Annotated in this window: 24 protein-coding genes; 14 read left to right on the forward strand and 10 right to left on the reverse strand. The window is 72.7% G+C overall.

What is annotated here, in order from left to right; all coding sequences use genetic code 11:
• Positions 1 to 45: 45 nt before the first annotated feature.
• Positions 46 to 738: a hypothetical protein gene (locus ACIP98_RS12240; protein ID WP_401975360.1), complete on the reverse strand. Its 693-nt coding sequence runs from the start codon at positions 736 to 738 to the stop codon at positions 46 to 48.
• Between the two features lie 180 nt (positions 739 to 918).
• Between ACIP98_RS12240 and pip the strand changes: the two genes are divergently transcribed.
• Positions 919 to 1,884 carry a prolyl aminopeptidase gene (gene pip, locus ACIP98_RS12245; protein WP_401975363.1) on the forward strand — a complete coding sequence of 322 codons (966 nt, stop codon included), beginning with the start codon at positions 919 to 921 and terminating at the stop codon, positions 1,882 to 1,884.
• Between the two features lie 15 nt (positions 1,885 to 1,899).
• Here the strand turns inward: pip and ACIP98_RS12250 are convergent, their stop codons facing one another.
• The 3 genes from ACIP98_RS12250 to ACIP98_RS12260 form a co-directional block, all read right to left on the reverse strand.
• Positions 1,900 to 2,619: a hypothetical protein gene (locus ACIP98_RS12250; RefSeq protein ID WP_401975366.1), complete on the reverse strand. Its 720-nt coding sequence runs from the start codon at positions 2,617 to 2,619 to the stop codon at positions 1,900 to 1,902.
• A 544-nt stretch (positions 2,620 to 3,163) separates the two neighbouring features.
• Positions 3,164 to 3,643, reverse strand: coding sequence for a MarR family winged helix-turn-helix transcriptional regulator (locus ACIP98_RS12255; protein WP_401975369.1), 480 nt, complete (start codon positions 3,641 to 3,643; stop codon positions 3,164 to 3,166).
• An 80-nt stretch (positions 3,644 to 3,723) separates the two neighbouring features.
• Positions 3,724 to 4,650 carry a LysR family transcriptional regulator gene (locus tag ACIP98_RS12260; protein WP_319659619.1) on the reverse strand — a complete coding sequence of 309 codons (927 nt, stop codon included), beginning with the start codon at positions 4,648 to 4,650 and terminating at the stop codon, positions 3,724 to 3,726.
• Positions 4,651 to 4,720: 70 nt separating this feature from the next.
• On the opposite strand from ACIP98_RS12260, the gene ACIP98_RS12265 reads away from it, so the two are divergent.
• The gene (locus ACIP98_RS12265; protein ID WP_401975372.1) at positions 4,721 to 5,869 is read left to right on the forward strand and encodes a TDT family transporter; all 1,149 of its coding nucleotides are present in this window, start codon (positions 4,721 to 4,723) and stop codon (positions 5,867 to 5,869) included.
• Between the two features lie 167 nt (positions 5,870 to 6,036).
• Here the strand turns inward: ACIP98_RS12265 and ACIP98_RS12270 are convergent, their stop codons facing one another.
• Complete coding sequence (locus ACIP98_RS12270; protein WP_401975375.1) at positions 6,037 to 7,425, reverse strand: FAD-binding oxidoreductase; 1,389 nt, start codon at positions 7,423 to 7,425, stop codon at positions 6,037 to 6,039.
• A 242-nt stretch (positions 7,426 to 7,667) separates the two neighbouring features.
• Here ACIP98_RS12270 and ACIP98_RS12275 point away from each other — a divergent pair, with 242 nt between their 5' ends.
• A complete protein-coding gene (locus ACIP98_RS12275; protein WP_401975627.1) occupies positions 7,668 to 8,519 on the forward strand; it encodes a glycoside hydrolase family 19 protein in 852 nt (283 codons plus the stop codon).
• A 74-nt stretch (positions 8,520 to 8,593) separates the two neighbouring features.
• Here ACIP98_RS12275 and ACIP98_RS12280 read toward each other — a convergent pair whose 3' ends face one another.
• On the reverse strand, positions 8,594 to 8,821 hold the full coding sequence (locus tag ACIP98_RS12280) for a hypothetical protein (RefSeq protein WP_319659615.1): 228 nt from the start codon (positions 8,819 to 8,821) through the stop codon (positions 8,594 to 8,596).
• Between the two features lie 297 nt (positions 8,822 to 9,118).
• Between ACIP98_RS12280 and ACIP98_RS12285 the strand changes: the two genes are divergently transcribed.
• Complete coding sequence (locus tag ACIP98_RS12285; protein WP_319659614.1) at positions 9,119 to 9,880, forward strand: SDR family oxidoreductase; 762 nt, start codon at positions 9,119 to 9,121, stop codon at positions 9,878 to 9,880.
• 48 nt (positions 9,881 to 9,928) lie between these two features.
• On the opposite strand, the gene ACIP98_RS12290 is transcribed toward ACIP98_RS12285, so the two are convergent.
• Both ACIP98_RS12290 and ACIP98_RS12295 read right to left on the reverse strand, forming a co-directional pair.
• Positions 9,929 to 10,648, reverse strand: a complete 720-nt coding sequence (locus ACIP98_RS12290) for an SDR family oxidoreductase (RefSeq protein WP_319659613.1) — start codon at positions 10,646 to 10,648, stop codon at positions 9,929 to 9,931.
• Between the two features lie 180 nt (positions 10,649 to 10,828).
• The gene (locus ACIP98_RS12295; RefSeq protein ID WP_319659612.1) at positions 10,829 to 11,236 is read right to left on the reverse strand and encodes an SgcJ/EcaC family oxidoreductase; all 408 of its coding nucleotides are present in this window, start codon (positions 11,234 to 11,236) and stop codon (positions 10,829 to 10,831) included.
• Positions 11,237 to 11,395: 159 nt separating this feature from the next.
• On the opposite strand from ACIP98_RS12295, the gene ACIP98_RS12300 reads away from it, so the two are divergent.
• From ACIP98_RS12300 to ACIP98_RS12310, 3 genes are read left to right on the forward strand one after another with little or no spacing between them, the layout of a single operon-like run.
• Positions 11,396 to 11,845, forward strand: coding sequence for a MarR family transcriptional regulator (locus ACIP98_RS12300; RefSeq protein ID WP_319659611.1), 450 nt, complete (start codon positions 11,396 to 11,398; stop codon positions 11,843 to 11,845).
• A 5-nt stretch (positions 11,846 to 11,850) separates the two neighbouring features.
• Positions 11,851 to 13,620, forward strand: coding sequence for an MFS transporter (locus tag ACIP98_RS12305; RefSeq protein ID WP_401975629.1), 1,770 nt, complete (start codon positions 11,851 to 11,853; stop codon positions 13,618 to 13,620).
• A complete protein-coding gene (locus ACIP98_RS12310; protein ID WP_319659610.1) occupies positions 13,596 to 14,156 on the forward strand; it encodes an isochorismatase family cysteine hydrolase in 561 nt (186 codons plus the stop codon). The genes ACIP98_RS12305 and ACIP98_RS12310 overlap by 25 nt, the downstream gene beginning before the upstream one ends.
• A gap of 69 nt (positions 14,157 to 14,225) precedes the next feature.
• On the opposite strand, the gene ACIP98_RS12315 is transcribed toward ACIP98_RS12310, so the two are convergent.
• Both ACIP98_RS12315 and ACIP98_RS12320 read right to left on the reverse strand, forming a co-directional pair.
• Positions 14,226 to 14,561 (reverse strand): DsrE family protein, encoded by a 336-nt coding sequence (locus ACIP98_RS12315; protein WP_319659609.1) that lies wholly within the window; start codon positions 14,559 to 14,561, stop codon positions 14,226 to 14,228.
• A gap of 107 nt (positions 14,562 to 14,668) precedes the next feature.
• Complete coding sequence (locus ACIP98_RS12320) at positions 14,669 to 16,813, reverse strand: alpha-galactosidase (RefSeq protein WP_401975380.1); 2,145 nt, start codon at positions 16,811 to 16,813, stop codon at positions 14,669 to 14,671.
• 182 nt (positions 16,814 to 16,995) lie between these two features.
• Between ACIP98_RS12320 and ACIP98_RS12325 the strand changes: the two genes are divergently transcribed.
• The 7 genes from ACIP98_RS12325 (at position 16,996) to ACIP98_RS12355 (ending at position 26,036) form a co-directional block, all read left to right on the forward strand.
• The gene (locus ACIP98_RS12325; protein ID WP_401975383.1) at positions 16,996 to 18,177 is read left to right on the forward strand and encodes an ROK family protein; all 1,182 of its coding nucleotides are present in this window, start codon (positions 16,996 to 16,998) and stop codon (positions 18,175 to 18,177) included.
• Positions 18,178 to 18,179: 2 nt separating this feature from the next.
• Complete coding sequence (locus ACIP98_RS12330) at positions 18,180 to 19,496, forward strand: ABC transporter substrate-binding protein (protein WP_319659606.1); 1,317 nt, start codon at positions 18,180 to 18,182, stop codon at positions 19,494 to 19,496.
• A 21-nt stretch (positions 19,497 to 19,517) separates the two neighbouring features.
• Positions 19,518 to 20,474 (forward strand): sugar ABC transporter permease, encoded by a 957-nt coding sequence (locus ACIP98_RS12335; RefSeq protein WP_319659605.1) that lies wholly within the window; start codon positions 19,518 to 19,520, stop codon positions 20,472 to 20,474.
• Positions 20,471 to 21,397, forward strand: a complete 927-nt coding sequence (locus ACIP98_RS12340) for a carbohydrate ABC transporter permease (RefSeq protein ID WP_401975386.1) — start codon at positions 20,471 to 20,473, stop codon at positions 21,395 to 21,397. Before ACIP98_RS12335 ends, ACIP98_RS12340 begins: the two co-directional genes overlap by 4 nt.
• Before the next feature lie 51 nt (positions 21,398 to 21,448).
• The gene (locus tag ACIP98_RS12345; RefSeq protein WP_401975388.1) at positions 21,449 to 23,281 is read left to right on the forward strand and encodes an alpha-galactosidase D; all 1,833 of its coding nucleotides are present in this window, start codon (positions 21,449 to 21,451) and stop codon (positions 23,279 to 23,281) included.
• Between the two features lie 126 nt (positions 23,282 to 23,407).
• The gene (locus ACIP98_RS12350) at positions 23,408 to 24,670 is read left to right on the forward strand and encodes a SpoIIE family protein phosphatase (protein ID WP_319659603.1); all 1,263 of its coding nucleotides are present in this window, start codon (positions 23,408 to 23,410) and stop codon (positions 24,668 to 24,670) included.
• 109 nt (positions 24,671 to 24,779) lie between these two features.
• Complete coding sequence (locus ACIP98_RS12355) at positions 24,780 to 26,036, forward strand: NAD(P)/FAD-dependent oxidoreductase (protein ID WP_401975391.1); 1,257 nt, start codon at positions 24,780 to 24,782, stop codon at positions 26,034 to 26,036.
• Positions 26,037 to 26,038: the final 2 nt, after the last annotated feature.

A 26,038-nucleotide genomic window follows, 5' to 3' on the forward strand; every position in this document is an offset into this window, starting at 1 on the left:
GTCGGGACCGCGGAGCCGGGGCGCCGGCGCGTTGCTCGCCGCGGGTCAACCGGCGGGCAGGACGTAGCAGCCGTTCCGGTCGGTGCCCGCGCCGGGGACGTCGTTGCGGAACTCGTGGTAGGTGTACTGGCCCGCTTCCTCGAGGGTCGTCGCGGCCCGCTTCGAGACGACCAGGCAGAAGCTCTCGGTGATCGGCTTCTCCGCGCCGGCCCGGTGCAGGGTCAGGCGGCCCAGGTAGCGGCCCTGGTGGAAGTTCCAGCCGATCGCGTCGAAGAGCATCAGCGGCTGCTGCGGCCGCTCCTGGGTGACGAGCAGCGGGCCGGGGTCGGCGGTGCGGACGTAGTCGGCCGCATGCGTCTCGGGGTCGTAGCGCAGTGTTCCGGTCTCGTCCCAGAAGAAGTCGGGCCGTGCCGCGCCTGGCCCGCGGCCCAGCGGCAGTACGTCGAGGTGCACATCGGTGATGACTGCCGACTGCCCGGCGCGCACCCGGCTGGAGACGGTGGGCTGGAGGTAGAGCCACACCTCCTTGCCCTGCGCGATGCGCACCAGGTGGGGGAGCGAGACGTCCGCGTCCGGCTGCCGCCGCAGCTCCACGAAGTTGGACACCGAGAGCGCGAGCGCGAGGATGCCCGCCAGGGCGGTGACCCACCCCTGGGCGTGCTCGAAACGGGTGCGGGTGGAGCGCTGCCGCTCCGGCCGCCGGTCCGCGGGCGCGAAGCCCCGCGCGTCCTCGATCATGCCGTTCCCCCAGGACGTGAGCTGACACCTTTGGTGATGTTTTCAGCTCATAGCGGTGGTTCGGTGCGGCTCGACCGGTGCCGCGGAGGGCGTGCGGAAGTGCGTGGCGTCTCCCGGGGCGCGCCCAGTAGCCTCACGGACGTTCCGCACCCGTTCCGTACCTCGCAGGGAGAGTCCGCCGTGGCATCGCCGTTCAGGCATTCCGAACCGTACGCACAGGGTCTGCTCGACGTCGGCGACGGTCAGCTGATCCACTGGGAGGTCAGCGGCAATCCGGAGGGCAAGCCCGCGGTGTGCGTGCACGGCGGGCCGGGCGCCGGCGGCAAGCGGGGTGCCCGCAACGGCTTCGACCCCGAGCTCTACCGGGTCGTCATGTTCGACCAGCGCGGCAGCGGGGAGAGCCTGCCGCACGCCTCCGACCCGCGGGTGAGCCTCGCGGAGAACACCACCGAACACCTGATCGCGGACATGGAGCGGCTGCGCGAGCACCTGGGCATCGAGCGCTGGCTGCTCTACGGCGGCTCCTGGGGGTCGACCCTCATGCTCGCGTACGCCGAGCGCCACCCCGAGCGGGTCACCGAGATCATCATCGTCGGGGTCACGACCACCCGGCCCGAGGAGACCGACTGGCTCTACCGCGGCGTCGGCCGGCTGCTGCCCGGCCCCTGGGAGGCCTTCCGTGACGCGCTCCCGCCCGAGGACGGCGACGGCGACCTGCTCGCCGCCTACAGCCGGCTGCTGAACAGCACGGACGAGGCCGTACGCGCCAAGGCGGCACGCGACTGGTGCACATGGGAGGACGCGGTCATCGCCCACGAGAGCCTCGGCAGGCCCGGTGCGTACAGCGACCGGGCGGACGACGCGCTGATCGCCTTCGCGCGGATCTGCGCGCACTACTTCTCGCACGACGCCTGGCTGGAGGACGGGCAACTGCTGCGCGACGCCCACCGGCTGGCGGGCATCCCCGGGGTGCTGATTCACGGGCGGCTGGACCTCGGCAGCCCGTTGACGACCGCGTGGGAGCTGGCCAAGGTGTGGCCGGACGCGGAGCTGCAGGTCATCGAGGACTCCGGGCACACCGGCAGCCCGGCGATGAGCCGGGCCGTACTGGGTGCCATCGAGCGCTTCTCGGGGCGCGGGAACTGACCCGCGCCCGCGGTGTCACCGCGGCGTGCGGTGCCGCCACCACGTGCCGTGCTCCGACGGACCCCGGTGCTCCGGCGCGGCGGAGGGTGCCGTGTCCTCGGCCGGCGAGTCCGTCACCGTGTCCGGGACGGTGGCCGTCGGGGTCGGTGTCGGTGTCGGTGTCGGCGTCGGTGTGTCCGTGGGATCCGGGCTCGCCGGCGGGGTGCTGGGCGCCGGCTCGCTGGGCGTGGGCGGGGTGGCCGGGGGAGTGTGCGACGGGTGGGTGACCACCGGTGTCGGGGTGCCCGCGGGGTGCGACGGGTGGGTCGTGTGCGACGCGCTCGGGGCCGGGTGGTGCGAAGGTGCGGCGGACTCGGTGGGTTCGGCGGGCTTGCGCGCGGCCTTCGCGGGGGCGGACGCCGATGCCTTCGGAGACGGCGACCCGTGGGCGGGCCTGCCGCTCGTGCCGTCGTCGTCCTTCTTCCCGGACGGCGTCCTCTTGCCGTGGTCCGCCGAGCCGAGGCCCTTGCCGGGCACGGCGTCGGGCCTGGCGGCCGTGGTGTGGGAGGCCGGCGCCGGTGAGACGGCGGCCGGCCGGGGCTTGCCCGCGGCCTCCGCGGGTTCCTGGAAGGACTGCTGCAGCGCCCAGGCGGTACCGCCGAGCGCGGCCGCCGCTGCGACGCCCGCCGTCGTCACCTTCCACCGCAGGGACCGACCGCGGCGGTGCTTTGCCTGGTTGCTGCGTGGGGAAGCCATGGCTGGACGAGGACCCTTTCGAACGTGCCCCCCGCCCGGTTGCCCCGTCGCGGTATGGGCGAACGAGGCCGGATATGTCCTGGACTCTGCGACAGCGGGCGCGGACAGCGCAAGGCCTTGAGGTCGGCGCAGGACGGTCCCACCAGGAGCGATTCCTTGAAAGTGCAGGTCAGGGCGGTGATTTCCCTGCCCTGCGAGGCGGTGTGAGGTGCCCCACGCCACCAGGCGCGGGCGTTCGGTCATCCGGAGCCGTTTATTCCGCCGTCGGGAAACGTCGTGCTGAGGTCATGGTCACACCGTCGTAATCATTGAGATCGATCAACCGTCGTGTACGTTCAATGTCGCCCCGGACGTGTGAGGACGGGGTGAAGACCCTGCGCTCTGTGAGGGAGGCGCAGGAGGCCGCGCCCGTGGGGACGGTACGTGCGGCTGACAGGACACGGCTGTCGCCCTGTCCGCCAGGGCGGGTGGCCCGTCATCGCGCGTGGGGACGCTCGGACGTGACGGCCGCCCGCCCTTCGCGTTCCGCCCGTGGCCGGTGGTCTCAGTCCTCGTCGCACGGGGAGTCGACCGGGGAACTGGTCCTGACCCGGGCGAGCAGTCCGCGCAGTGTGCTGATCTCCTCGGGGGCGAGATCGGCGAAGAGTTCGCTCTCCACCTCGTGGAGGGCCTTCTCGACCCGGGTCAGCGTGTCGCCGCCCGCCTCGGTGATGGCGACGATGTGCCGCCGGCGGTCGGCGGGGTCGCGCCGCCGCTCCACGAGGTGGCAGGACTCCAGGTCGTTGAGGATGCCGACCATGATGCTGGGGTCCACGCCCAGTTCACCGGCGAGCGCCTGCTGGCTCATGTCGCCCGACCTGCCGAGCAGCATCAGTGTGGTGCCCTGACGGGGTGCCAGTCCGCAGACGGCGAAGGCGTGGTGAACCCGGCTCCTGGCGACGGCTCCGTGACGGACCAACAGGAAGCCGAGCCGGTCCAGGGGATCGGGTGCGAAGTCCCGGGTCGCGTTCTCGTGTCCTGTCACGTCGGTCACCGTATCAAGCGGGAAACCATCCGTCTGGGTGGATCGTTGCCGCCCTTCAATGATAGGCCGTGGTGAGGGGCTCAGGCGGCTGTCGGCGGGCCGTCGTGCCGGGCGATCGCCGCCAGTTCGCCCGCCGCTCCGGTCGGCGGGCTGGTCCGGGGGTGGACCAGCCGCAGGGCGCGGGTGAGATCGAGGTCACGCACGGGGACGGCGACCACGGTGCCGTTGGCCAGTTCGGCGGTCAGCGCGAGCGAGCTGAGGACCGCGGGGGCGACGCCGTCGGCCACGGCGGTCTTGATGGCGGTCGTCGAGGGGAGTTCGAGCAGGGGAGCGGCGAGGGGGACGGCGCCCACCCCGTCGAGGGCCCGTTCCAGGTAGCGCCGGGTGCCGGAGCCGCGTTCACGGCTGACCAGCGGCGTGGCGGACAGCTCGTCGGCGGTGATCCCGGAGCGGCGCCCGGCCCAGGGATGCGCCGGGGCCACGATCACCGTGAGCTCGTCGCGTCCCACGGTGCGGGCGGTCAGTCCGCGTGGGACGTCGGGGGCCTCCACGAAGCCGAGGTGGGCCCGGCCCTCCCGTACGGCGGCGGCGACCTCGTCGGAGTTGCCCGCGGTCAGGGCGACCGAGGTGTGCGGCGCGCGGGCCCGCAGGGCCGCGAGCCACTGGGGCAGCAGGTACTCGGCCACCGTCATGCTGGCCGCGACCTGCAGCCGGCTCTCCGTGGTGCCCAGCAGCGAGGTCACGCCCGCGTCCAGGAAGGCCGCCGCGTCCACCGCGGTCCGCGCCCAGCCGGCGACCAGCGCGCCCTGCTCGGTGAGCCGCGAGCCACGCGGGGAGCGCTCCAGCAGCTGGAGTCCGAGCCGGCGTTCCAGATGACGCAGCCGGGAGCTGGCGGAGGGCTGGCTGATGCCGTGCGCGCGGGCGGCCGCGCCCACACTGCCCAGGCGGGAGACGGAGAGCAGCAGGTCGTACGCCGCCAGGTCGCTCACACGCTCGGGCAGGGGCATAGGTCGAGTCTATGGCCCCATCGCGGAATGATCCCTACCGCGGCCCTTCCGGCGGCGGGAGGCTGAGGCCATGCACAGCTCGCTCACCGCCCCGCCCAGAACCGGCGCCCACCCGCGCACCGGCCTGCCGCGGGAGCTGGACCACCCCTCCCAGCTCTTCCGCGACCTCGGTCCCAACTGGTACGCCTCCGTCATGGGCACCGGCATCGTCGCCGTCGCGGCGGCCGGCCTCCCGGTGCACGTGCCGGGACTGCGCATTTTCGCCACCGCCGTCTGGGCCCTGGCCGCCGCCTGGCTCGTCGTGCTCACCGCCGCCTGGTCCGTGCACTGGACGCGCCACCCCGAACGGGGCCGGGCGCACGCCGGCAACCCGGTCATGGCGCACTTCTGGGGCGCCCCCGCGATGGCGCTGATGACGGTCGGCGTCGGCACCCTGACGCTGGGCTCCGCGTGGATCGGCCAGCGTCCGGCGCTCGTCGTGGACGTGGTGCTCTGGTCGGCGGGCACCCTGCTCGGGCTGGTGACCTGGGTGTGGATCCCGTACCGCGCGATGACCGACCACCGCGTCACCGAGGACGCCGCTTTCGGCGGCTGGCTGATGCCCGTGGTGCCCCCGATGGTGTCGGCCGCCACCGGTGCCGCCCTGATCCCGCACCTCGCGCCCGGGCAGGGACGGCTCACCCTGCTGCTGGCCTGCTACGCGATGTTCGGCATGAGCCTGATCGCGAGCCTGATCATCATCACCCTGCTGTGGAGCCGCCTGGTGCACCACAAGACGGGCCCCGCCGCGATGGTGCCGACACTGTGGATCGTGCTGGGACCGCTGGGCCAGTCGGTGACCGCCGCCAACCTGCTCGGCGGGGTGGCGCCCCGGGTGCTGCCGCGCCCCTATGCCAGCGGTGCCGAGGTGTTCGGCCTCCTGTACGGCGTGCCCGTCTGGGGCTTCGCGATGATGTGGCTCTTCCTGGCGGCGGCGCTCACGGTGCGCACCGCCCGACGCGGCCTGCCCTTCTCCCTGACCTGGTGGAGCTTCACCTTTCCCGTCGGCACCTGCGTCACCGGCACCAGCGCGCTGGCGCTGCGCACGCACGCGACGGCCTTCCAGGGCGCGGCGGTCGTGCTGGGCGCGCTGCTGCTCGTCGCGTGGGTCACGGTCGCGGCGCGCACGGCGCGGGCGGCGGCGAGCGGGAGCATCTTCCTCCCGGCGCCCGCGCGGTAGGGCGTGTCGCACAGGGCCCGCCTGTCCCGCGACGCTCCACCGGCTCCGCCGGGAGGTGTCCCCGGCACGGCACTTCCCCGGCCTTCGGCCTGGGGGAGTTCCGGGGGAGTCGTCGACGGGGCCCGTGCACCGCACACAGGCGGCACCTTCCCGCGGTAGCCGGGGAGCTACGGGTGGGACACGCCCTCGGGCCTGATGTTCTGGTTGAGGTGGAAGAGGTTGCCGGGGTCGTAGGCCCTCTTCACCTCCACCAGGCGGTCGTAGTTGCCGCGGTAGTTGGCCCGGATGCGGCTCTGGTCGTCGCCGGCCATGAAGTTGACGTACCCGCCCTCCTGCGAGTGCGGCGCGATCGCGTCGAAGTAGTCCCGCACCCAGGCGACGTTGGCTTCGTTGGCCGTGGCGTCGGGCCACATCCCGGCGATGACCGCGGCGAAGGACGCGTCGCGGTAGGCGAAGGCGGTGGCGTCCGGGGCCACCCGGTGGCAGGCGCCGTCGATCGGGTAGATGTGGACGGTCGAGTTGACCGCGGGCAGCCCCGGCGCGTGGGCGACGTGGGCCGCGATGGCCTCGTCGGTCAGCTCGGTGGCGAACGCGGCCTTCCAGTAGTGCTGGAGGCCGGGCGGAGTGAGCGCGTCGAAGAGGCTGTTCATCGCCGGATAGGGCATCGGCCCGACGTGCTCGGCGACCACCGGTGCCGCGTCGCGGAACGGCCTGAGGGCGCGTTCGCCCTCCTCGGGCGGTCCCGCCCAGCACGCCACGACGGCGATGAACAGGTCCCCGTGCCGGTCCTCGGGGATGAACGGCAGCGGCGGGGCGATCTGGAAGGCGGGGAAGGCGCCGAGCCGGTCGGGGGCGGCGGAGATGGCCTCGCGGTAGGCGCGCAGCACGGTGACCGCGTCGTCCGGCTCGTAGAGCATCAGCCCTCCGTAGACGTCCGTCAGCGGTGCCAGCCGGAACCGGAACGAGGTCACCACGCCGAAGTTGCCGCCTCCGCCGCGGAGGGCCCAGAACAGGTCGTCGTGCTCCTTGCCGCTCGCGACGACCAGGTCGCCGTCGGCGGTCACGACGTCCGCGGAGACGAGGTTGTCGCAGCTCAGCCCGAGCCCGCGGCTCAGGTACCCGATGCCCCCGCCGAGGGTCAGACCGCCGACCCCGGTGGTGGAGATGATGCCGCCGGTCGTGGCCAGCCCGAAGGCGTGGGTCGCCGCGTCGAAGTCCCCCCAGGTGGCGCCGCCCTCGGCGAGGGCGGTCCGGGCCGCGGGGTCCACCCGCACCGTGCGCATCGCCGACAGGTCGGCGACGACACCGCCGTCGCAGGTGCCGAAGCCGGGTACGCTGTGCCCGCCGCCGCGTACGGCCAGATCGACGCCGGTGTCCCGGGCGAAGTCCACGACGGCCCTGACGTCGCCCGTGTCGGCGCAGTGCACCACGGCCGCCGGACGCTTGTCGATCATGGCGTTGCGGACGGTGCGCGCCCGGTCGTAGGCGTCGCTGCCGGGGGTGACCACCGGGCCGCGGACGCGCTCGCGCAGCCGGTCGATCGAGGGGTTGCCCATAGCCCACGCTCCTCGTAGCGCTGAGGCCCCCCCCGGCTCGCACGGCCCCCCGCCTCCGCTCCTCCCACGCTACGCCGTCAGGCCACCGCCTCAAGCGGAACGGGCGTTGGTCTAGACCTTGACAGGTATAGGCCAATCCGGTTCATTGCTCAGTGCGAAACGCAACTCCCCCCACACAAGGAGCAGTTACGGTCATGCGACGCACTCTGGCACTCCTCACAACCATCGCGGCCGCCGCCGGCATGGCGGTGGCCATCCCCTCTGGCTCCGCCTCGGCCGCCACCTGCGCGGCCCCGTGGAGCGCGTCAGCGGTCTACACGAACGGGATGACGGCGTCCCTCGGCGGCCACAACTGGCAGGCCAAGTGGTGGACCCAGGGCGAGACGCCCGGCACCACCGGCGAATGGGGCGTGTGGGCCGACCAGGGCACCTGCGGCGGCGGGGGGACCGACCCCGGCAACCCGGGCAACCCGTCGGGATTCGTGGTCAGCGAGGCCCAGTTCAACCAGATGTTCCCGGGCCGGAACTCGTTCTACACCTACAGCGGCCTGGTCGCGGCCCTGTCGGCGTACCCCGGCTTCGCGAACACCGGCAGTGACACGGTGAAGAAGCAGGAGGCCGCCGCGTTCCTCGCCAACATCGCCCACGAGACCGGCGGCCTCGTCTACATCGTCGAGCAGAACACCGCCAACTACCCGCACTACTGCGACAGCGGCCAGCCCTACGGCTGCCCCGCCGGCCAGTCCGCGTACTACGGCCGCGGGCCCATCCAGCTCAGCTGGAACTTCAACTACAAGGCCGCGGGCGACGCCCTCGGCATCGACCTGCTGCACAACCCGTGGCTGGTCGAGCAGGACGCGGCCGTCGCCTGGAAGACCGGCCTGTGGTACTGGAACACCCAGAGCGGCCCCGGCACCATGACCGGGCACAACGCGATGGTCAACCAGGCCGGCTTCGGCCAGACGATCCGCTCCATCAACGGCTCCCTGGAGTGCGACGGGCGCAACCCCGCGCAGGTCCAGAGCCGGGTGACCAACTACCAGCGCTTCACCCAGATCCTCGGGGTCGCGGCCGGCGGCAACCTCTACTGCTGACCGCCACCGCACGGGGGCGCGGGGGCGGCGGCCCCTGCGCCCACCCCGCGCCTCCGGGCCCCGGCCCGAGGTGATCAGCTCAGCAGGCCGCGGACCCGGTCCATCCGGGGCCGCGCACGGTCCGCCTCCCGCCGTTCGGCGGCGGCCCGCGCGTCCTCCGGCGACTTCCAATCCGCGTGCAGGGCCTCCCAGAAGTCCGTCCACGCCTCCGACTCGGTCATGCCGTGTCCGACCACGCCGGTGTCCCGGCACGTGACGCGATAGCCCTCACCGGTCATCTCCACCGACACCTGGCGCTCCACGTCCCACCACCGCCTTCGTGGCACCGTCCCCCTGCCAGCCTCCCCGCGTGCCCGCACCGCCCGCAACCCGGACGCCGCGGGAACCTCGGAGGCGGGACCCTCGGAAGGCGGCCACCGCGCCCCGCACGGCCTGGAGGGGCACGTTCCGGAACGGGCCCGGCGCGTGGCCCGCCGACGGGCGACCGGCGGGGCGAAGCGCGACGATGGGACCGGAGGCCCACCCCGGGAGGCACGGATGAGCGGCGAACCGAACCACATCGGCGACGGCGGGCGCGGCCGCGTCCGCGAGGACGCGCCGTGAGCGCGGCGCCCGGCGCTCCCGCCGCGCACGGCCCGTCCGACTTCGCCGACCGGACCGTCGTGGTGATCGGCGCCAGTGCGGGCATCGGGCTGGAGACCGCCCGCCAGGTACGCGCGAGGGGCGGCCGGCTGATTCTCGTGGCCCGCAACCCGGAACGGCTGGAGCGGGCCGCGCTCGAACTCCGGCCGCTCGGCACGGCGGCGTTCGACGCCACCGACACCGACCGCCTCCGGCAGTTCTTCGAGGAACTGCGCGGTCCGGTCGACCACGTGATGGTCACCGCGGGCAGCCCGGCCTACATGCCCCTGGAGGACATGGATCTCGCCGCCGCCCGCAGTCAGTTCGGCGACCGCCTGACGACGACGCTCGCGGTCGCCCTCCACGGCCGTGCGAAGGTCAGGGCCGGAGGAACGCTGCTGTTCGTCGGTGGTACCGGCGCCCGGCGCCCGGGCGTCGGCATGTCCGTCGTGGGCGCCATGACGGCGGCGCTGCCCGCCCTGGTCGCCAACCTCGCGCTGGAAATCGCGCCGGTCCGGGTGAACCTCATCGCGGCGGGATTCGTCGACACACCTCTGTCCGCCTCATTGCTCGGCGATCAACTGGAAGCCCGGCGCGAGGAGTTGCGCGCCACGCTGCCCATCCGCAGGGTCGTCGGCCCCGGCGACATCGCCTCCTTGGCGCTGCACATCATGGCCAACGACGCGCTGACGGGCGCGACCTACGACGTCGACGGCGGCCAGCAGCTTCTTCCGCACTGATCCGTGGCCGTCTCCGTGGTCGTCGCGGTGGCGGGTCAGACCAGCGGGTCAGACCAGTGGCGGGCGGCCGGACAACTGCGGATACAGGGCCTCGGGTCCCGCGGCCAGCGCCGCCTCGACCTGCCGGCTGACGTCGTCGGCGAGCACCTCGTCCAGTCCGGCGTCGACGCCGTCGACGGCCGCACGGGCCACCGCGGCGGGATCGGCCTTCGGGCCGGACACCTGCGCGGCCATCTCCGTCGCCAGGTAACTGACATGCACGGCGGTCACCTGTGTGCCCTGTTCGGCCAGCGCCACCCGCAGGGCGTTGGTCACGGACCACTCGGCGGACTTGGCCGCCGCGTATCCGGCGCTGACCGGGATAGAGACCCAGGACAGCACGGACAGGACGTTGACGATCGCGCCGCCGCCGTTGCGCCCGAGCACCGGTGCGAAGGCCCGGCTCATGGCGAGGGTGCCGAGGACGTGCGTCTCGAACTCCTTGCGGAAGAAGTCCAGGTCCGAATCGAGCACATGGGCCCGGGTCGTCGAACCCGCGTTGTTGACCAGGAGCGTCACGTCCTGGGCGAGTTCGGCCACCGTGCGCACGGATTCCTGGTCGGTGATGTCCACGGCGACCGGGGTCGTCCCGGGCACGGTGACCTTCCCGGGATCGCGCGCCCCCGCGTAGACCTTGGCCGCTCCGGCGTCGAGGAGCGCCCGCACGAACTGTTCGCCGAGCCCGCGATTGGCTCCGGTGACCAGAGCGACAGACCCTTGGATCTTCATGGGGGTACCTCACCGACGATGGACTGCAGGGCCGTGGGCCGGCGTCACGATGACACACGAGCGTGCGGCGCCGCTCCCACGTCAAACGTATGCCGCACGGGTCACCGCCACCACTCGGACCGGACGCCCTCGACGACGGCCGCGCCCGGCCGTGCCAACCGGCGGGGCGGACGCCCGCGTTCACGTACCCGGGCCTTCGTAAGGGAACGAATGGTGCTCGTGCGCGACGACCCACCGGCCCGCCTCCTTGCGCAGGCCGAACGTGATCCGCAGGCGTCGCGCCGGGTTTTCTGCGAGGTCCTCCGGGGTGCCGCAGCGCAGCAGGGCGTGCGCGAAGGCCACGTCCCCGCCGCTGGTGACGTCGAGGGAGACCAGGTCGAACCGGGCCCCACCGGCCTGCCAGGCGAAGAACGGGGGCCATACGCGGCGGTAGGCGCCGATGCCGCGGACGCCGTCCTCGGGCGGGGGCACGTCGAACATCACGACGTCGTCGGCGTGGTCGGCCGTCACGGTGCCGAGGTCGCCCTCGTGGACCGCGGCGGCCCATCGTTCGATCAGTTCCCGGATCCGCTGCTCGTCCCCGGTCACGGGCCGCTCCTCTCGTCGCACCGGTCCCGCGGGCCGCCTGGCCGCGATCACCCGTTCATGACCGGGCCCGGGGCGCGGACTCATCGCCACGGCGCAAGGTGGTCGACGGCGTGCGGCACCAGTAGTTACGGACGATTGATTAAGCTATTGTAAGTATTCATGGACGAGACAACGCCGGCGGCGGACGATCCCACCGAGGTCGGAGCGGCACTCCGGCTGGCCGTGGGCCGGATCGCGCGCCGATTGCGGCAGGCACACGCCGTGGGGGACGTGACGCTCTCCGAGGTGTCCGTGCTGGCCCGGCTGGACCGCGAGGGGCCGGATTCCCCCGGGTCGCTCGCCGAACTGGAGCGGGTGCGCCCGCAGGCCATGGCGACGACCCTGGCGGGGCTGGAGGAACGGGGCCTGGTCAGCCGCCGCCCCGACGCCGCCGACGGCCGCCGCGCGGTGGTGACGGTGACGGAGGCGGGCCGCAAGGTGCTCGCCGACCGCCGTTCGGAGTCCGTGCAGCGACTGGGCGCGGTCATCGAGGGGGAGTTCACCGCCGACGAACGGCGGCAGCTGCTCGCGGTGCTGCCGCTGCTGGACCGGCTCGCGGAGCGGCTGTGAGCGGCATACCGGCGGGCACGGCGGCCCGCCCCGAAGGCACCGGCGGGCCGGACGGCAATGGCCGCTACAAGTGGGTCGCGCTCTCCAACACCACGCTGGGCGTCCTGATCGCGACCATCGACGGCTCGATCGTGATCATCTCGCTGCCGGCGATCTTCCGCGGGATCGGCCTCGACCCCCTGGCGCCCGGCAACATCGGCTACCTGCTCTGGATGATCCTGGGCTACCTGCTGGTCTCCGCGGTCCTGGTGGTCGCGCTCGGCCGGCTCGGCGACATGTTCGGCCGCGTCCGCATGTACAACATGGGCTTCGCGATCTTCGCCTGCGCCTCGCTCGCGCTGTCCCTCGACCCGTTCAAGGGCGGCTCGGGCGCGCTCTGGCTGATCGGCTTCCGTGTCGTGCAGGCTGTCGGCGGCTCGATGCTCACGGCCAACTCCGCGGCCATCCTCACCGACGCGTTCCCCTCCGGACAACGCGGCATGGCGCTCGGCATCAACCAGATCACGGCCCTGGCGGGTCAGTTCCTCGGGCTGCTCGCGGGCGGGCTGCTGGCCACGATCCACTGGCGCGCGGTGTTCTGGATCAGCGTCCCGATCGGCATCGTGGGCACCATCTGGTCGTACCGCAGCCTCCGGGAGACCGGCGTCCGAAAACCGGGCCGGATCGACTGGATCGGCAACGTCACCTTCACCGCCGGGGCCGGCGGACTGCTCGCCGCGATCACGTACGGCATCCAGCCCTACGGCGGCCACCCCACCGGCTGGACCAACCCGTGGGTGCTCGGCGGACTGGCCACCGGTGTCGCGCTGCTGGTGGTGTTCTGCGTCGCCGAGACCCGGATCGCCGAGCCGATGTTCCGCCTCGGCCTGTTCCGCATCCGCGCCTTCGCCGCCGGCAACCTGGCCGCGCTGCTGATCTCCATCGCCCGCGGAGGCCTGCAGTTCATGCTGATCATCTGGCTGCAGGGCATCTGGCTGCCGCTGCACGGCTACGCCTTCGAGGACACCCCGCTGTGGGCGGGCATCTTCATGCTGCCGCTCACCGTCGGGTTCCTCCTGGCGGGCCCCGCCTCCGGCTACCTGTCCGACCGCTTCGGCGCGCGGCTGTTCTCCACGACCGGACTGATGCTGGTGGCCGCCGGCTTCGTCGGACTGCTCATGCTGCCGGTGAACTTCCCCTATCCCGCCTTCGCGGGCCTGCTGCTGCTCAGCGGCATCGGGCAGGGCATGTTCTCGGCGCCCAACACCTCGGCGATCATGGGCAGCGTCGCACCGGACCAGCGCGGTGTGGCCTCCGGCATGCGGTCGACGTTCCAGAACTCGGGCACGGCCCTGTCCATCGGGCTGTCCTTCTCGCTGATGATCTCCGGCCTGGCCGGCTCGCTGCCCGGTGCGCTGGAGAGCGGTCTGCGCGGCCAGGGCGTGCCCGCGGACATCGCGAGCCAGGTGGCCGGGCTGCCTCCGGTCAGCACGCTGTTCGCGACCTTCCTCGGCAACAACCCCATCAGCCACCTGCTCGGGCCCAGCGGCGTCCTGCACTCCCTCCCCGGGCACAACGTCGACGTCCTGACCGGAACGGGCTTCTTCCCCGCACTGGTCTCCGGGCCCTTCCACCACGGACTCGTCACGGTCTTCACCGCCGCCACGGCCATGTCCCTGATCGCCGCGGTCGCCTCGGTGCTCCGCGGCCGGCACCACAAGAACGGACCGGGCACACCGGCCGGCGTGAACGAAGGACAGGAAACAGAAGAATGGCGCACAGCGCACTCCTCGTGATGGACGTCCAGCAGGGCATCCTCGACCGCTTCGCCCCCGACGCGGACTACCTGCCGCGCCTGCGCGGGGCCATCGACGCGGCTCACGCCTCCGGCATCCCGGTGCTCTACGTCGTCATCGGCTTCCGTGACGGACACCCCGAGGTCAGCCCCCGCAACAAGACCTTCAGCGCCCTCGCAGGCACCGGCGCCTTCGCCGAGAGCGACCCCGGCGCGCGCGTCCACCCCGGCGTCGCCCCCGAACCCGGCGACCTGGTCGTCACCAAGAAGCGCGTCAGCGCCTTCGCCGGCAGCGACCTCGAGATGGTCCTGCGCGCCCGCGGCATCGACAGCCTCGTGCTGGCCGGCATCGCCACCAGCGGTGTCGTCCTGTCCACCCTCCGCCAGGCCGCCGACCTGGACTTCGGGCTCACGGTCCTGGCCGACGCCTGCCTCGACGCCGACCCGGAGGTGCACCGCGTACTCACGGAGAAGGTCTTCCCCCGCCAGGCGGCCGTCGTCTCCGTCGACGAATGGGTGCTGGCCGTCAAGAACTGACCGCCCTCCCGCCCGCTGCCCCCCGACCGTGACGGGCGCGGAGCAGCGGCACGGCGGTACCGGCCCGGGTCAGAACGTGATGACCGTCGCGCCTTCGAGGGTGAAGCGCACGAACTCGTCCCGGGCGACCCGAAGGCGGAGCCCGCGCGCGGTGAGTTCGTCCTCGGCTCCTTCGGCACGGGCGGAGTTGACGCAGGCTCCGACGACGACACCGTCCGCGATCAGCTCGTCGATCCGCCGGTTGAAGGCCGCGACGGACTCCGGGCCGCCCCGGCCGCTGAGCCGGCGCTGGGCCGGCCCGAAGCAGAACACCTCGACGGTGGTCCCGTGGTCGGGGGCGATCTCCTGGATGCGCTGTGCCATCCGCGTCCCGGTCGCGAGCGAGTCGTCATCGTCGTGGAACACATGAACGACCGTCCTGGGCATCGCGTGCTCTCCCGTTCTCCCCATGCTGTCCCCGCGGCCCGGACGGTAGCAGGCTTCTCAGCAAGTGAGACTCATCGTCTCGTCATTCAGGATGCGGGGACCTCGCCGTCCGGTACCCGTACCAGGTGGACGGCGGTGCTCGCCCAGTCGGCCGGGGGAAGGTCGAGGGTGAGCCCGTAGCCCGTGAGGACCGTGGTGTGGTGGACGGCGCCGGTACGGGCGTCGCGGTAGCGGGCGCCGGGGGTGAGACCGGCGAGGCGGACGGGGCGCCGCGGGGCGCCGTGGGGGAGGGGCGGGCGCCAGGCCAGCAGCAGGGTCTCCTCGGCGTCCGGGGAGACGTACTGGACGACGGTGGGACCGTCGTCGCCCGGACCGGCCGGGCGGTGCAGAACGCCGTGCTGGACGAGGTGGCGGACCGTCTTGTACTCCGCCACCAGCTCCGCGGCCTCGGCCAGTTCCTCCTCCGGCCAGCGGCTCAGGTCGCCGCCGATGCCGAGCAGGCCCGCCATCGCCACGTGGAAGCGGAAGCGCAGGGGCACCGTGCGGCCGGTGAGCTGGTTCGGGACGTCGGTGACCCAGGCGGCCATGGTGCGGGCGGGGTAGATCTGGGTGTGGCCGTGCTGGATGCGGGTGCGGTCGGCGGCGTCGGTGTTGTCGGAGGTCCACGCCTGGTCGGTGCGGGCGAGGATGCCGAGGTCGACACGGCCGCCGCCGCCGCTGCACGCCTCGATCCGCAGGTCCGGGTGGTCGGCGCGGAGCCGGTCGAGGACGCCGTAGAGGTGGTGCACGTACCCGGTCGCCACGCGGTCGGCGCCTCCGGTGCGCTCGGGCCATCCCGCCTCGCTGAAGGCGCGGTTCATGTCCCACTTGAGGAAGTCGATGCCGTGGTCGGCGACCAGGCGGGTCAGCCAGCCGTACGCCCAGTCGGCGACGTCACGGCGGGCGAAGTTCAGCACGAGCTGATTGCGCAGCTCGGTGCGGGTGCGGCCGGGGACGTGCAGCACCCAGTCGGGGTGCTCGCGGTACAGGTCGCTGTCGGCGTTGACCATCTCGGGTTCCACCCAGAGGCCGAACTTCATGCCGAGCCGGTGCACTTCGCGGACCAGCGGGCCGAGCCCGTCCGGGAAGCGGTCCGGTGAGGGCGTCCAGTCACCGAGGCCCGCGCGGTCGTGGCGGCGGCCGCCGAACCAGCCGTCGTCGACCACGTAGAGCTCGACGCCCAGCGCCGCGGCGCGCGCGGCGAGCGCCGCCTGCGCGGCCGGTTCGACGTCGAAGCCGGTCGCCTCCCAGGAGTTGTAGAGCACGGGGGCCGTCTCGCGCGGCCGGGGCAGGACGTGCGCCAGGGTGTACGCGTGCCAGGCGCGGCCGGCCGCGCCGAATCCGCCGTCGCTGAACAGCCCGGCCATCACGGGCGTGGTGAACCCCTCGCCGGGGGCGAGCGGCAGGCTCGCGCCGTCGTGGCCCGCGCCGCCGGTGAAGCCCGCCCGGCCGTCGGGGGTGCGCTGCGCGGTGATGCGCCAACTGCCGCTCCACGCGAGGGCGGCGCTCCACACCCGGCCCTGCTCCTCCGTGGCGTCGCCCGCGTCGAGCATCACCCACGGGTTCGCATGGTGGCTGGTGACGCCGCGGCGGCTGCCGAGGACGGTCTCCCCGGCCGGGAGCGGCTCCCGGTGCAGTGTGTTCTCCGCGGACCACTGCCCGGTGACGTGGCTGAGCCGGTAGCCGGGCAGCGCGGGCAGCGTCCAGGCGGCGGAGTCGGCACGCGGCAGGGTGAGCTCCTGGTCCCCGGCGTTGCGCAGCACGGTCCAGCGCTCGACGACGTCGCTGTCCTCGTGGACCCGGTAGTGCAGTGTCACGTCCAGCGGGTAGCCGCGGTCGCGGTAGTCGAGCGCCAACTCGGCGGTGCCCGGGGTGGATTCGTCCAGCCGGTGGCCGGCCGGCTGCCACTCGAAGGCGCGCGAGCCGTCCGCGAAGCGGACCTGGAGGGACGGCACCCCGTAGCGGGCGCCGCCGTCGACGGGCAGTTCCTCGCCCACCGCCGGCCGCCCCTCGAAGCTGCTCGCCGGCGGAGCGAGGGGAACGGCCAGCTCCGCCGCCTCCGCGAGAGTCAGCCGCGGCCCCCAGGCGACGTGACAGGGGGCCCCGGTCTCGTCGGTCCGCAGCGCGTACGACGTGCGCGCGGTGGAGAGCAGCCAGACCCCGGTGTGCGGGGCGAAGGAGATCAGGGCCATGGGTCCTCACGATCGGTCGACGCCACGAGGCAGATGGCGAAAGCCAACCGTGACCTTTGATCAAATGTCAACACCGGCCCTGCACAACCCTTTACAAGCCCCGGTCAGCCCAAAACCGCAACTTCCGACCATCCTTGTTTCTTTCATTGACAGCAGAAAAGAACAGATCTAGGTTCCCGGCCATGCGCTCGACCCCACCCGGCGAGGCGATACCGGCCCACACGCCGGCCGCCTCGCAGATCTTCACCATCGTGCTCTCCCACGGCCCGCTCACCCGGGCCGACATCGCCCGGCGCGCCGGGCTGTCCGCCGCCGCGGTCACCAAGGCGGTCCGGCCCCTCATCGAGGCCGGCTACCTGGTGGACGAGGCGGACGGGGCGGCCCGCCCCGCCCTCGGGCGGCCCGCCAACCATGTCCGCGTGGACGCCGGCCGCGCGTTGTTCATCGGCCTCAAGGTGACCGGGGACGAGGTCATCGGCGTCCTCACCGACCTGTGCTGCCGGATCAGGGTCGCCCGGCACATGCCGCTGACGAGCCGTGAGCCGGGTCCGGTGCTGGCCGTCATCGGCGACCTGGTGCAGGAACTGCGCACCGAGGCGGACGGCTTCGGCGTCCAGGTCCGCGGACTGGGCCTGGCCGTCTCGGGCGACGTGGACCGGGCCGCGGGGGTCGTGCGCTGGTCGCCGTTCCTGGAGTGGCGCGACGTCGCCCTCGCCGAGATCGTGGCGATGACGACCGGTCTGCCGGTCACCGTCGAGAACGACGTACGGGCCCTCACCGTCGCCGAGCAGTGGTTCGGGGCCGGCGTCGGGCTGGGCGGCTTCGCCGTCATCACGGTGGGCGCGGGCATCGGTTGCGGCCTGGTCGTCCACGGCAACGTGGTCTCCGGGGCCTACGGTGTGGCCGGCGAGATCGGCCACCTGCCCATCGACCCCGCGGGCCCGGTCTGCCACTGCGGCAACCGCGGCTGCGTGGAGGCCATCGCCGCCGACCCCGCCATCGTCCGGGACGTCCGGGCGGCGACCGGCGTCGCGGTGGCCGACGCCGCGGAGGCCCTGGAACTCGCCCACCGGGGCGACCCGGGGGCCCGCGCGGTGTACGCGCGGGCCGGCGAGGCGATCGGCCGGGCCATCGGCGCCGTGGCCAACCTGCTGGGCCCGGAACGCGTGATCATCTCCGGCGAGGGGCTGGCGGCCTACGACCTGTTCGCCGACCAGATCCGCGACGCCTTCACCGCATCCGCCTTCGGCACGGCCGCGCAGTGCGATCTGCAGACCCGACCGCTGCCCTTCGACGAGTGGGCGCGCGGGGCCGCGGCCACCGCGATCCAGTCCTTCATCACATCAGACACGTCAAAGGAGTAGCGATGACGCTGCAGAGCCGCACTTCCCCGTTCGCCGCCGCCCGGCCCGGCCGCCGCCGCGTGGTCGGCAGCATGCTCGGCCTCGGTGCCGCCGCCCTGGCCGCGCCGCTGCTCACCGCCTGCGGCGGGGGAGCGGGTGCCGACCCCAAGACGGTGACCTTCGGGTCCAACGGCGCCGACGCCACGCCCAAGTCCGCCTACGCGGCGGTCACCAAGGCCTTCACCAAGGACAGCGGTCTGACGGTGAAGACGAACACCGTGGACCACGACAGCTTCCAGAAGAGCATCTCCACCTACCTGCAGGGCACCCCGGACGACGTCTTCACCTGGTTCGCCGGCTACCGCATGCAGTACTTCGCCAAGAAGGGCCTGGCCACGCCGCTGGACGACGTGTGGGACACGATAGGCGCCGGCTTCAGCGACGCGACCAAGCAGCTGTCGCGCGGCGAGGACGGCAAGTACTACTTCGTGCCGCTGTACAACTACCCGTGGGCCGTCTTCTACCGCAAGAGCCTGTTCCAGGAGCGCGGTTACACCGCCCCCCGCACCTGGTCGGAGTTCACCGCGCTGGCCAAGCGCATGAAGAAGGACGGACTGTCGCCCATCGCCTCCGGCTACGGCGGCGGCGACGCCTGGAGCATCCTGGGTGCCTTCGACTACCTCGACCTGCGCGCCAACGGCTACGACTTCCACATGCAGCTGATGCGCGGCGAGGTGGCGTGGACCGACCGCCGTGCCGTCGCCGTCTTCGACCTGTGGCGTGAGATCGCCCCGTACTACCAGCAGGGCGCGGCGGGCCGCTCCTGGCAGGACGCCGCGCAGTCGCTGCTGGACAAGAAGTCCGGCATGGCGATCATCGGGCTCTTCGTCGGGCAGCAGATCACCGACGAGAAGCTCCGCGACGACATCGACTTCTTCCCGTTCCCCGAGATCGACCCGGCGCAGGGCCAGGACGCCGTCGAGGCGCCCACCGACGGCTTCATGCTCAGCCGCCGGCCCAAGAACGAGGCCGGTGCCAAGAAGCTGCTGGAGTTCCTCGGCAGCGCCGCCGCGGAGAACCTCTACATGGGCGTCGACCCGAGCAACGTGGCCGTCCACGCGAAGGCGGACACCAGCTCCTACAACCCCCTGCAGAAGAAGTCCGCCGAACTGATCGGCTCCGCAAAGCACATCACGCAGTTCGCGGACCGCGACAGCGACCCCGGCTTCATCTCCACGGTCGTGCTGCCCGGGCTCACCCAGTGGCTGGGTCACCCCGACGACGCGTCGTCCCTGCTGAAGCAGATCGAGTCGCAGCGGTCCCGCTTCTTCACCGCCTGACCCGGACCGGGAAGGAACACCGTGCCGTCCGCTCCCCCCTCCGCGCCGCCCCGCCCGCGTCCCCGGTCCCGCCCCAGGTCCCGTCCGCGCCGGCTCGGGCCGGGCGACCGCCTCTTCCTGGCCGTCGTCGTGGGCGTCCCCCTGCTCGCGCTGCTGTTCTTCGTCTGGCTGCCCGCGCTGGCCTCCATGGGCCTGTCGTTCACCAGTTGGGACGGCATCGCGCTGTCCGACATCCACTGGACCGGGCTGGAGAACTACCGGCAGATCTTCACCAACTACCCGCCGTTCTGGCCCGCGGTGCGGCACAACGTCATCTGGCTGCTGTTCACGGCGCTGCTGCCGACCCCGTTCGGGATCTTCCTCGCCTACCAGCTGGACCGGAAGCTGCGCTTCACCCGGGTCTACCAGACGGCGATCTTCCTGCCGATGGTGCTCTCCCTGGCCGTGGTCGGCCTGATCTGGGAGATCATCTACAACCCCGACAGCGGGCTGCTGGACGGGATCGTGAACGCCGTCGCCCCCGGCCACCACATCGACTGGCTGGGCGACCCGGACCTCAACCTCTGGTCCGTGCTGGTCGCCTCGGCCTGGCGGCACACCGGCTACATCATGATCCTCTACCTGGCCGGCCTGAAGGGCTTCGACCCGGCCCTGAAGGAGGCCGCGGCCCTCGACGGCGCCAACGGCCGGCAGACGTTCCTCAAGGTGGTCTTCCCCGCACTGCGGCCGGTCAACGTCGTCATCCTGGTCGTCACCGTCATGGAGTCGCTGCGCGCCTTCGACGTGGTGTACGTGCTCGGCGGCGGGGTCGGCAGCAAGCCCGGCATGGAGCTGCTGTCCCTGCTGATCACCGACAACATCATCGGCGAGTCCAGCCACATCGGTTACGGCTCCGCGCTGGCCGTCGTGCTGCTCGTCGTCTCCCTGGCCGCCATCGGGACCTTCCTCGTACAGAACTTCCGCAAGGAGGCCCAGTGACCACCACCGCCACCGAGCCGGCCCCCTCCCGGGCCCGTGTCGAGCGGGGACCGGGGCCGCGCGCCGTCTCCCGCCCGCCCCGCCAGACGGGCCGTCATCTGATGCTCGGCGGCATCGCCCTGCTGTGGCTGCTGCCGCTGCTGTGGGCGATGTACACCTCGCTGCGCCCGTACAAGGACACGGCCGAGCACGGCTACCTGTCCTGGCCGCACGGGATCAGCCTGAGCAACTACACCGACGCCTGGACCCAGTCGGGCATGCCGCACTTCTTCTGGAACTCGGTGCTCATCACCGTGCCCTCGGTGCTGGGGACCCTGCTGTTCTCCGCGGCGGTCGCGTTCTTCGTCTCGCGCTTCGACTTCCGGTGGAACATCGTCCTGCTGATGCTCTTCACCGCGGGCAACCTGCTCCCCGCCCAGGTGCTCATCACCCCGCTGTACCGGGTCTACCTGCTGATCCCGCTGCCGGCGTGGATGAGCGACTCGCTGCTGCTCTACAACTCCGTGTGGGGCATCATCGCCATCCACATCGCGTACCAGTGCGGGTTCTGCACCTTCGTGCTCAGCAACTACATGAAGACGATCCCACGGGAGATCTCCGAGGCGGCGCTCGTCGACGGCGCCCAGGTGTGGCGCCAGTTCTTCCAGATCATCCTGCCGCTGTGCCGGCCGGCCTTCGCCGCGCTTGCCACGCTGGAGGCGATCTGGATCTACAACGACTTCTTCTGGCCGCTCGCCCTCATCGAGACCGGGGACAAGCGCCCCATCACCTCGGCCCTGGCCAATCTGCAGGGCCAGTACTTCACCAACCCCAACCTCATTGCCGCCGGCGCCCTGATGACGGCGATCCCCACGCTGCTGGTGTACTTCGCGCTCCAGCGCCAGTTCATCAGCGGCCTGACCATCGGTTCCGGCAAGGGCTGACGCCCCCACAGCACCCGCCCCGCCGTCCCCCCAACCCCAGGAGGCCGACCCATGCGGTCACCCTCGTACTCCGTCCTGCCCTCGGGCACCGCCCGGACGCTGCTCGTCCTGGCCCTCACCGCCGGCCTGTCCGCCGCCGTTCCCGCGGCGCGGGCGACCGCACCGGTCGCGCCGGCCGTACCCGAAGCGCCGGCCGCCGCGGCGGCGCCGGTCGCCACCACGCCGTACATGGGCTGGTCGAGCTGGAGCATGCAGTCCTCCAAGTACCCCGGGCTCAACCCGGACGGCGACTACAGCTGGCTCACCGAGCGGAAGGTGCTCCAGCAGACCGACGCCATGGCCGCCAAGCTCAAGAAGTACGGCTACAGCTACGTCAACATCGACGCCGGCTGGTGGCGGGACAACGACTGGAAGCCCGAGTTCGACGCCAACGGCCGGCAGACCGCGGACCCGGTGCGCTTCCCCCGCGGCATGAAGCCGGTCGCCGACCACATCCACGCCAAGGGCCTGAAGGCCGGCATCTACCTGCCCGTCGGCCTGGAGAAGGAGGGGTACGGCGGCGGCACGGTCCCGATCTGGAACGCCCCCGGCTGCACCACCGCCGACATCGTCTACGGCGACCTGCGCACCACCAACGGCTGGGACAGCTCGTACAAGATCGACTTCTCCCGCCCCTGCGCGCAGAAGTACATCGACTCGCAGGCACGCCTGATCGCCGACTGGGGCTACGACTTTCTCAAGATCGACGGCGTCGGCCCCGGCTCCTTCAAGAGCGGCGACAACTACGACAACGTCGCCGACATCGCCGCCTGGCAGAAGGCCATCGCCGCCACCGGCCGCCCCATCCACCTGGAACTGTCCTGGTCGCTCGACATCGGCCACATCGCCGACTGGAAGAAGTACTCCAACGGCTGGCGGATCGACACCGACGTCGAGTGCTACTGCGACACCCTGGTCAGCTGGGAGAACTCCGTCGACGACCGCTTCGCCGACGCCGCGGCCTGGAGCCGCCACGGCGGTCCCGGCGGCTGGAACGACCTGGACTCCCTCGACGTCGGCAACGGCGCGATGGACGGTCTCACCGAGGCCGAGCGGCAGACCTACATGACGCTGTGGGCCATCGCCAAGTCCCCGCTGTTCACCGGCGACGACCTCACCCGCCTCGACGCCTACGGCACGTCGCTGCTGACCAACCGCGAGGTCATCGCGCTCAACCAGTCGAGCACCCCGGCGGCGCGCCCGGTCACCGCGTCCGGCGACCGGCAGGTGTGGGCCGCCAGGAACGCCGACGGCAGCTGGACCGTCGCTCTGTTCAACCTCGGCACCGCGCCCGCCGCCGTCACCGCCGACTGGGCTTCCCTCGGCTTCTCCGGCCGCGGCTCCGTCCGTGACCTGTGGAGCCACAAGGACCTCGGCAGCCTCAAGGACAAGATCACCGATACCCTGCCCGCCCATGGCTCGCGCCTGTTCACCGTCACTCCGCACGGCCCCGCGCAGGCGACGACCGGCTACGAGGCCGAGGCCGCCGGCAACACCCTGGGCGGCGGCGCCTCGGTCGCCGACTGCGGTGTGTGCTCCGGCTCCCACAAGGTCGGCAACCTCTACCTCGGCGGCTCGCTGCGCTTCAACGACGTGGTGGTCCCCAAGGCCGGCATGTACACGGTGAAGGTCGGCTACGTCAGCGGCGACCCCCGCCAGGCCGAGGTCTCCGTCAACGGCGCCGCCGCCACCACGTACGCGTTCCCGTCCACCGGCGACTGGGGGACGGCCGAGACCGTGGGCATCCCGCTCAGCCTCAAGGCCGGCGCCAACACCATCACCTTCGACAGCGGCTCCGGCTACGCCCCCGACATCGACCGGATCGACGTCCCGAAGCGCGCGTGACCGCCGCGGGGCCCGGCGCGCGCCGGGCCCCGCACCCCGCGGCGGCCGTCCCCCGGCCGACCGGCGCGGCGGGGTCGGGACCCCGCCGACGGGCGGGAGCCGTCCGGGCGCGGTAGACATCAAAGGGTGAGCCGCCGATCCGGATCCGACGGGGGGCCGGGCGGGAAGATCGACTACGAGTCGGTGTTCCTGGCCTTCCCCGTTCCCGTGCTGCTGCTCACCCCGGACCTCGTCGTCGCCGACGCCAACGAGGCGTTCCTGCGGGTCTTCGGCCTCGACCGGGAACGCCTGCGCGGCATGCCGGCGGTCGAGGCGTTCCCCGCCGAACCGGAGAACGGGGTGACCCGCATGAGCGCCTCGGCGCAGCGCGCCGTGGCCACCGGCGAGCAGGACGTGATCGGCCCGGTCCGCTACGACGCCGTGCGGCGCGACCCCGGCGACGACGGGGTCCGCTACTGGAGCCCCGTCCACATCCCGGTCGTCGGGCCCGACGGCGAGGTCAGCATGGTCATCGCGCGCCTGGACGACGTCACCGCCCTGGTCCGCGCCGGCGGCGGCCGGGACGCCGCGGACGGCGGGCTGAGCAGCGACGTGCTGGCGACCGCCGGTCTGCTGGTGCGGGCGCAGGAACTGGAGGCACTCAACGAGCGGCTGCGCGAGGCGCACGCCCGCGAGCGCGCCATCGCGGTCACGCTGCAACGCGCGATGCTGCCCACCGTCGTCCACGACCAGTACGACTTCGCGGCCGTCCGCTACCGCCCGGCCACCGGCTCCCTGAACGTGTGCGGCGACTGGTACGACCTGACCGGGCTGGAACGCAACCGGCTCGCGGTCGCCGTCGGCGACGTCGTCGGGCACGGCCTGGAGGCCGCGGGCGTCATGGGGCAGCTGCGCAGCGCGCTGAGCGCCGCCGTCCGTGCCTTCGGCCAGCCGGGTCCCGCCCTGAAGACCCTGGCCCGGTACGCCATCACCGTCGACGGCGCGCTGGCCACCACCGCCGTCCAGATGGTCATCGACCGCGCCCGGGGCACCATCACGTACAGCAGGGCCGGTCATCCGCCGCCCGCGCTGCTCGACGCCGGCGGCGAGAGCACGGTCTTCCTCGACGCGATCGCCGACCCCCCGCTCGGCGCCTGGACGTACGAGGCGAACCGGTCGCAGGCGACCGTGGGCTACTCGCCCGGGGCGATTCTCGTCCTGTACACCGACGGCCTGATCGAACGCCGCGGCGAGGACATCGACGTCGGGCTGCGGCGGCTCGCCGAGAGCATCGTCCGGCACCGCAGGCTCGACCCGGAGGACCTCGCCGACGCCCTGCTGCGCGACCTGCGTGCCGCGGACGGCAGCGACACCGACGACGACGTCGCGCTGGTCACGCTGCGGCTGTAGCGGCGCGGCGCGCCGCGCCCGGACACCACCGGGGGCACACGTAGGGTGATCGGCACCGTGCGACGCGGGGCCCGTCCTGCGACGGCGGTCGTGGAGAGGGCGGCGATCGATGGCTCGCGAGCACGGCGGCCGGTGTGACGTGATCGTGGTCGGAGCGGGGGCCGCCGGACTGGCCTGCGCGGCCGACCTGAGCGCGGCGGGCCTCGCGGTGCGCGTCCTGGAGGGCTCCGACCGCGTCGGCGGCCGGATGCGCACCGACCGCCACCTCGGCTTCCTGCTGGACCGCGGCTTCCAGGTCTTCAACACCTCCTACCCGCAGGTGCGGCGCCGGCTGCGGCTGCGCGACCTGCGGCTGCGGGCGTTCACGCCCGGCGTGGCCGTGCACACCGACCGGGGGCGGCTGCTGTTCACCGATCCGAGCCGCCGCCCGCGGGAGGCCGCCGATCTGCTGCCGGGCCGGCTGGCCTCGGCACGCGACCTGGCCGCGCTCGGCGTTCTGAGCGCCCGCGACATGCTGCTGCCCGCCCGCGTGCTGCGCCGCGGCCAGGACACGACGACGCTCACGGCCCTCGCGGCGGCCGGGCTCTCCGGGGACATCGTCGAGGGCTTCTTCCGGCCGTTCCTGTCGGGCGTCTTCCTGGAGGACGAACTGGAGACCTCCAGCCGCTTCTTCCACCTGGTGTGGCGCAGCATGCTGCGCGGCACCCTGTGCCTTCCGGCCGAGGGCATCGGCGCGGTGCCCGCCCAGCTCGCCCGGCTGCTGCCCGAGGGCGTGGTCCGCACGGACGCGCCGGTGCGCGAACTGACCGCGTACGGCGTCCTGCTGGACGACGGCACGGAGACGGCGGCGCCGTCGGTGGTCGTGGCCACCGGCCCGGAGGCCGCCGCGCGACTGCTTCCGGGGCTCACCGTGCCGGAGACCCGTACGGTGACGACGCTGTACCACGCGGCCGAGCGCCCGCCGCTGGCGGAGCCCACGCTCCTGGTCGACGCGCGGCGGCGGTTCCTCAACACCGTGGTGCTCACCGAGGTCCACCCCGGGCTGTCCACGGACGGCCGCGCACTGGTGTCGACCTCCGTCCTCGGCGTCCCCGGACCGGAGGAGGAGACGGCGGTGCGCGAGGCGCTGGCCGAGGTGTACGGCACCGACACGGGCGCCTGGGAGCCCCTGCGCACCTGCACCGTCCCCGGCGCCCTCCCGGCGATGCCGCCGCCGCACCCGCTGAGCCGTACCAGCCGGGTCACCCCGGGGCGCTATGTGTGCGGCGACCACCGCGCCACCGGCTCCCTCCAGGGCGCGCTGGCCTCGGGCGCCCGCGCCGCGCGCGAACTGCTGGCGGACCACCGCCGCACGGCCCGGGCCTAGCC

This window comes from Streptomyces sp. NPDC088354 (assembly GCF_044753585.1).
GTDB lineage: Bacteria > Actinomycetota > Actinomycetes > Streptomycetales > Streptomycetaceae > Actinacidiphila.

What these genes read in the sequence shown, in the direction of transcription:
- ACIP98_RS12240 (WP_401975360.1), bottom strand. Translation starts at nt 738, where the DNA reads ATGATCGAGGACGCGCGGGGCTTCGCGCCCGCGGACCGGCGGCCGGAG.
- ACIP98_RS12250 (WP_401975366.1), bottom strand. Translation starts at nt 2,619, where the DNA reads ATGGCTTCCCCACGCAGCAACCAGGCAAAGCACCGCCGCGGTCGGTCC.
- ACIP98_RS12260 (WP_319659619.1), bottom strand. Translation starts at nt 4,650, where the DNA reads ATGCCCCTGCCCGAGCGTGTGAGCGACCTGGCGGCGTACGACCTGCTG.
- ACIP98_RS12265 (WP_401975372.1), top strand. Translation starts at nt 4,721, where the DNA reads ATGCACAGCTCGCTCACCGCCCCGCCCAGAACCGGCGCCCACCCGCGC.
- ACIP98_RS12270 (WP_401975375.1), bottom strand. Translation starts at nt 7,425, where the DNA reads ATGGGCAACCCCTCGATCGACCGGCTGCGCGAGCGCGTCCGCGGCCCG.
- ACIP98_RS12275 (WP_401975627.1), top strand. Translation starts at nt 7,668, where the DNA reads ATGGCGGTGGCCATCCCCTCTGGCTCCGCCTCGGCCGCCACCTGCGCG.
- ACIP98_RS12290 (WP_319659613.1), bottom strand. Translation starts at nt 10,648, where the DNA reads ATGAAGATCCAAGGGTCTGTCGCTCTGGTCACCGGAGCCAATCGCGGG.
- ACIP98_RS12300 (WP_319659611.1), top strand. Translation starts at nt 11,396, where the DNA reads ATGGACGAGACAACGCCGGCGGCGGACGATCCCACCGAGGTCGGAGCG.
- ACIP98_RS12310 (WP_319659610.1), top strand. Translation starts at nt 13,596, where the DNA reads ATGGCGCACAGCGCACTCCTCGTGATGGACGTCCAGCAGGGCATCCTC.
- ACIP98_RS12320 (WP_401975380.1), bottom strand. Translation starts at nt 16,813, where the DNA reads ATGGCCCTGATCTCCTTCGCCCCGCACACCGGGGTCTGGCTGCTCTCC.
- ACIP98_RS12325 (WP_401975383.1), top strand. Translation starts at nt 16,996, where the DNA reads ATGCGCTCGACCCCACCCGGCGAGGCGATACCGGCCCACACGCCGGCC.
- ACIP98_RS12330 (WP_319659606.1), top strand. Translation starts at nt 18,180, where the DNA reads ATGACGCTGCAGAGCCGCACTTCCCCGTTCGCCGCCGCCCGGCCCGGC.
- ACIP98_RS12345 (WP_401975388.1), top strand. Translation starts at nt 21,449, where the DNA reads ATGCGGTCACCCTCGTACTCCGTCCTGCCCTCGGGCACCGCCCGGACG.
- ACIP98_RS12355 (WP_401975391.1), top strand. Translation starts at nt 24,780, where the DNA reads ATGGCTCGCGAGCACGGCGGCCGGTGTGACGTGATCGTGGTCGGAGCG.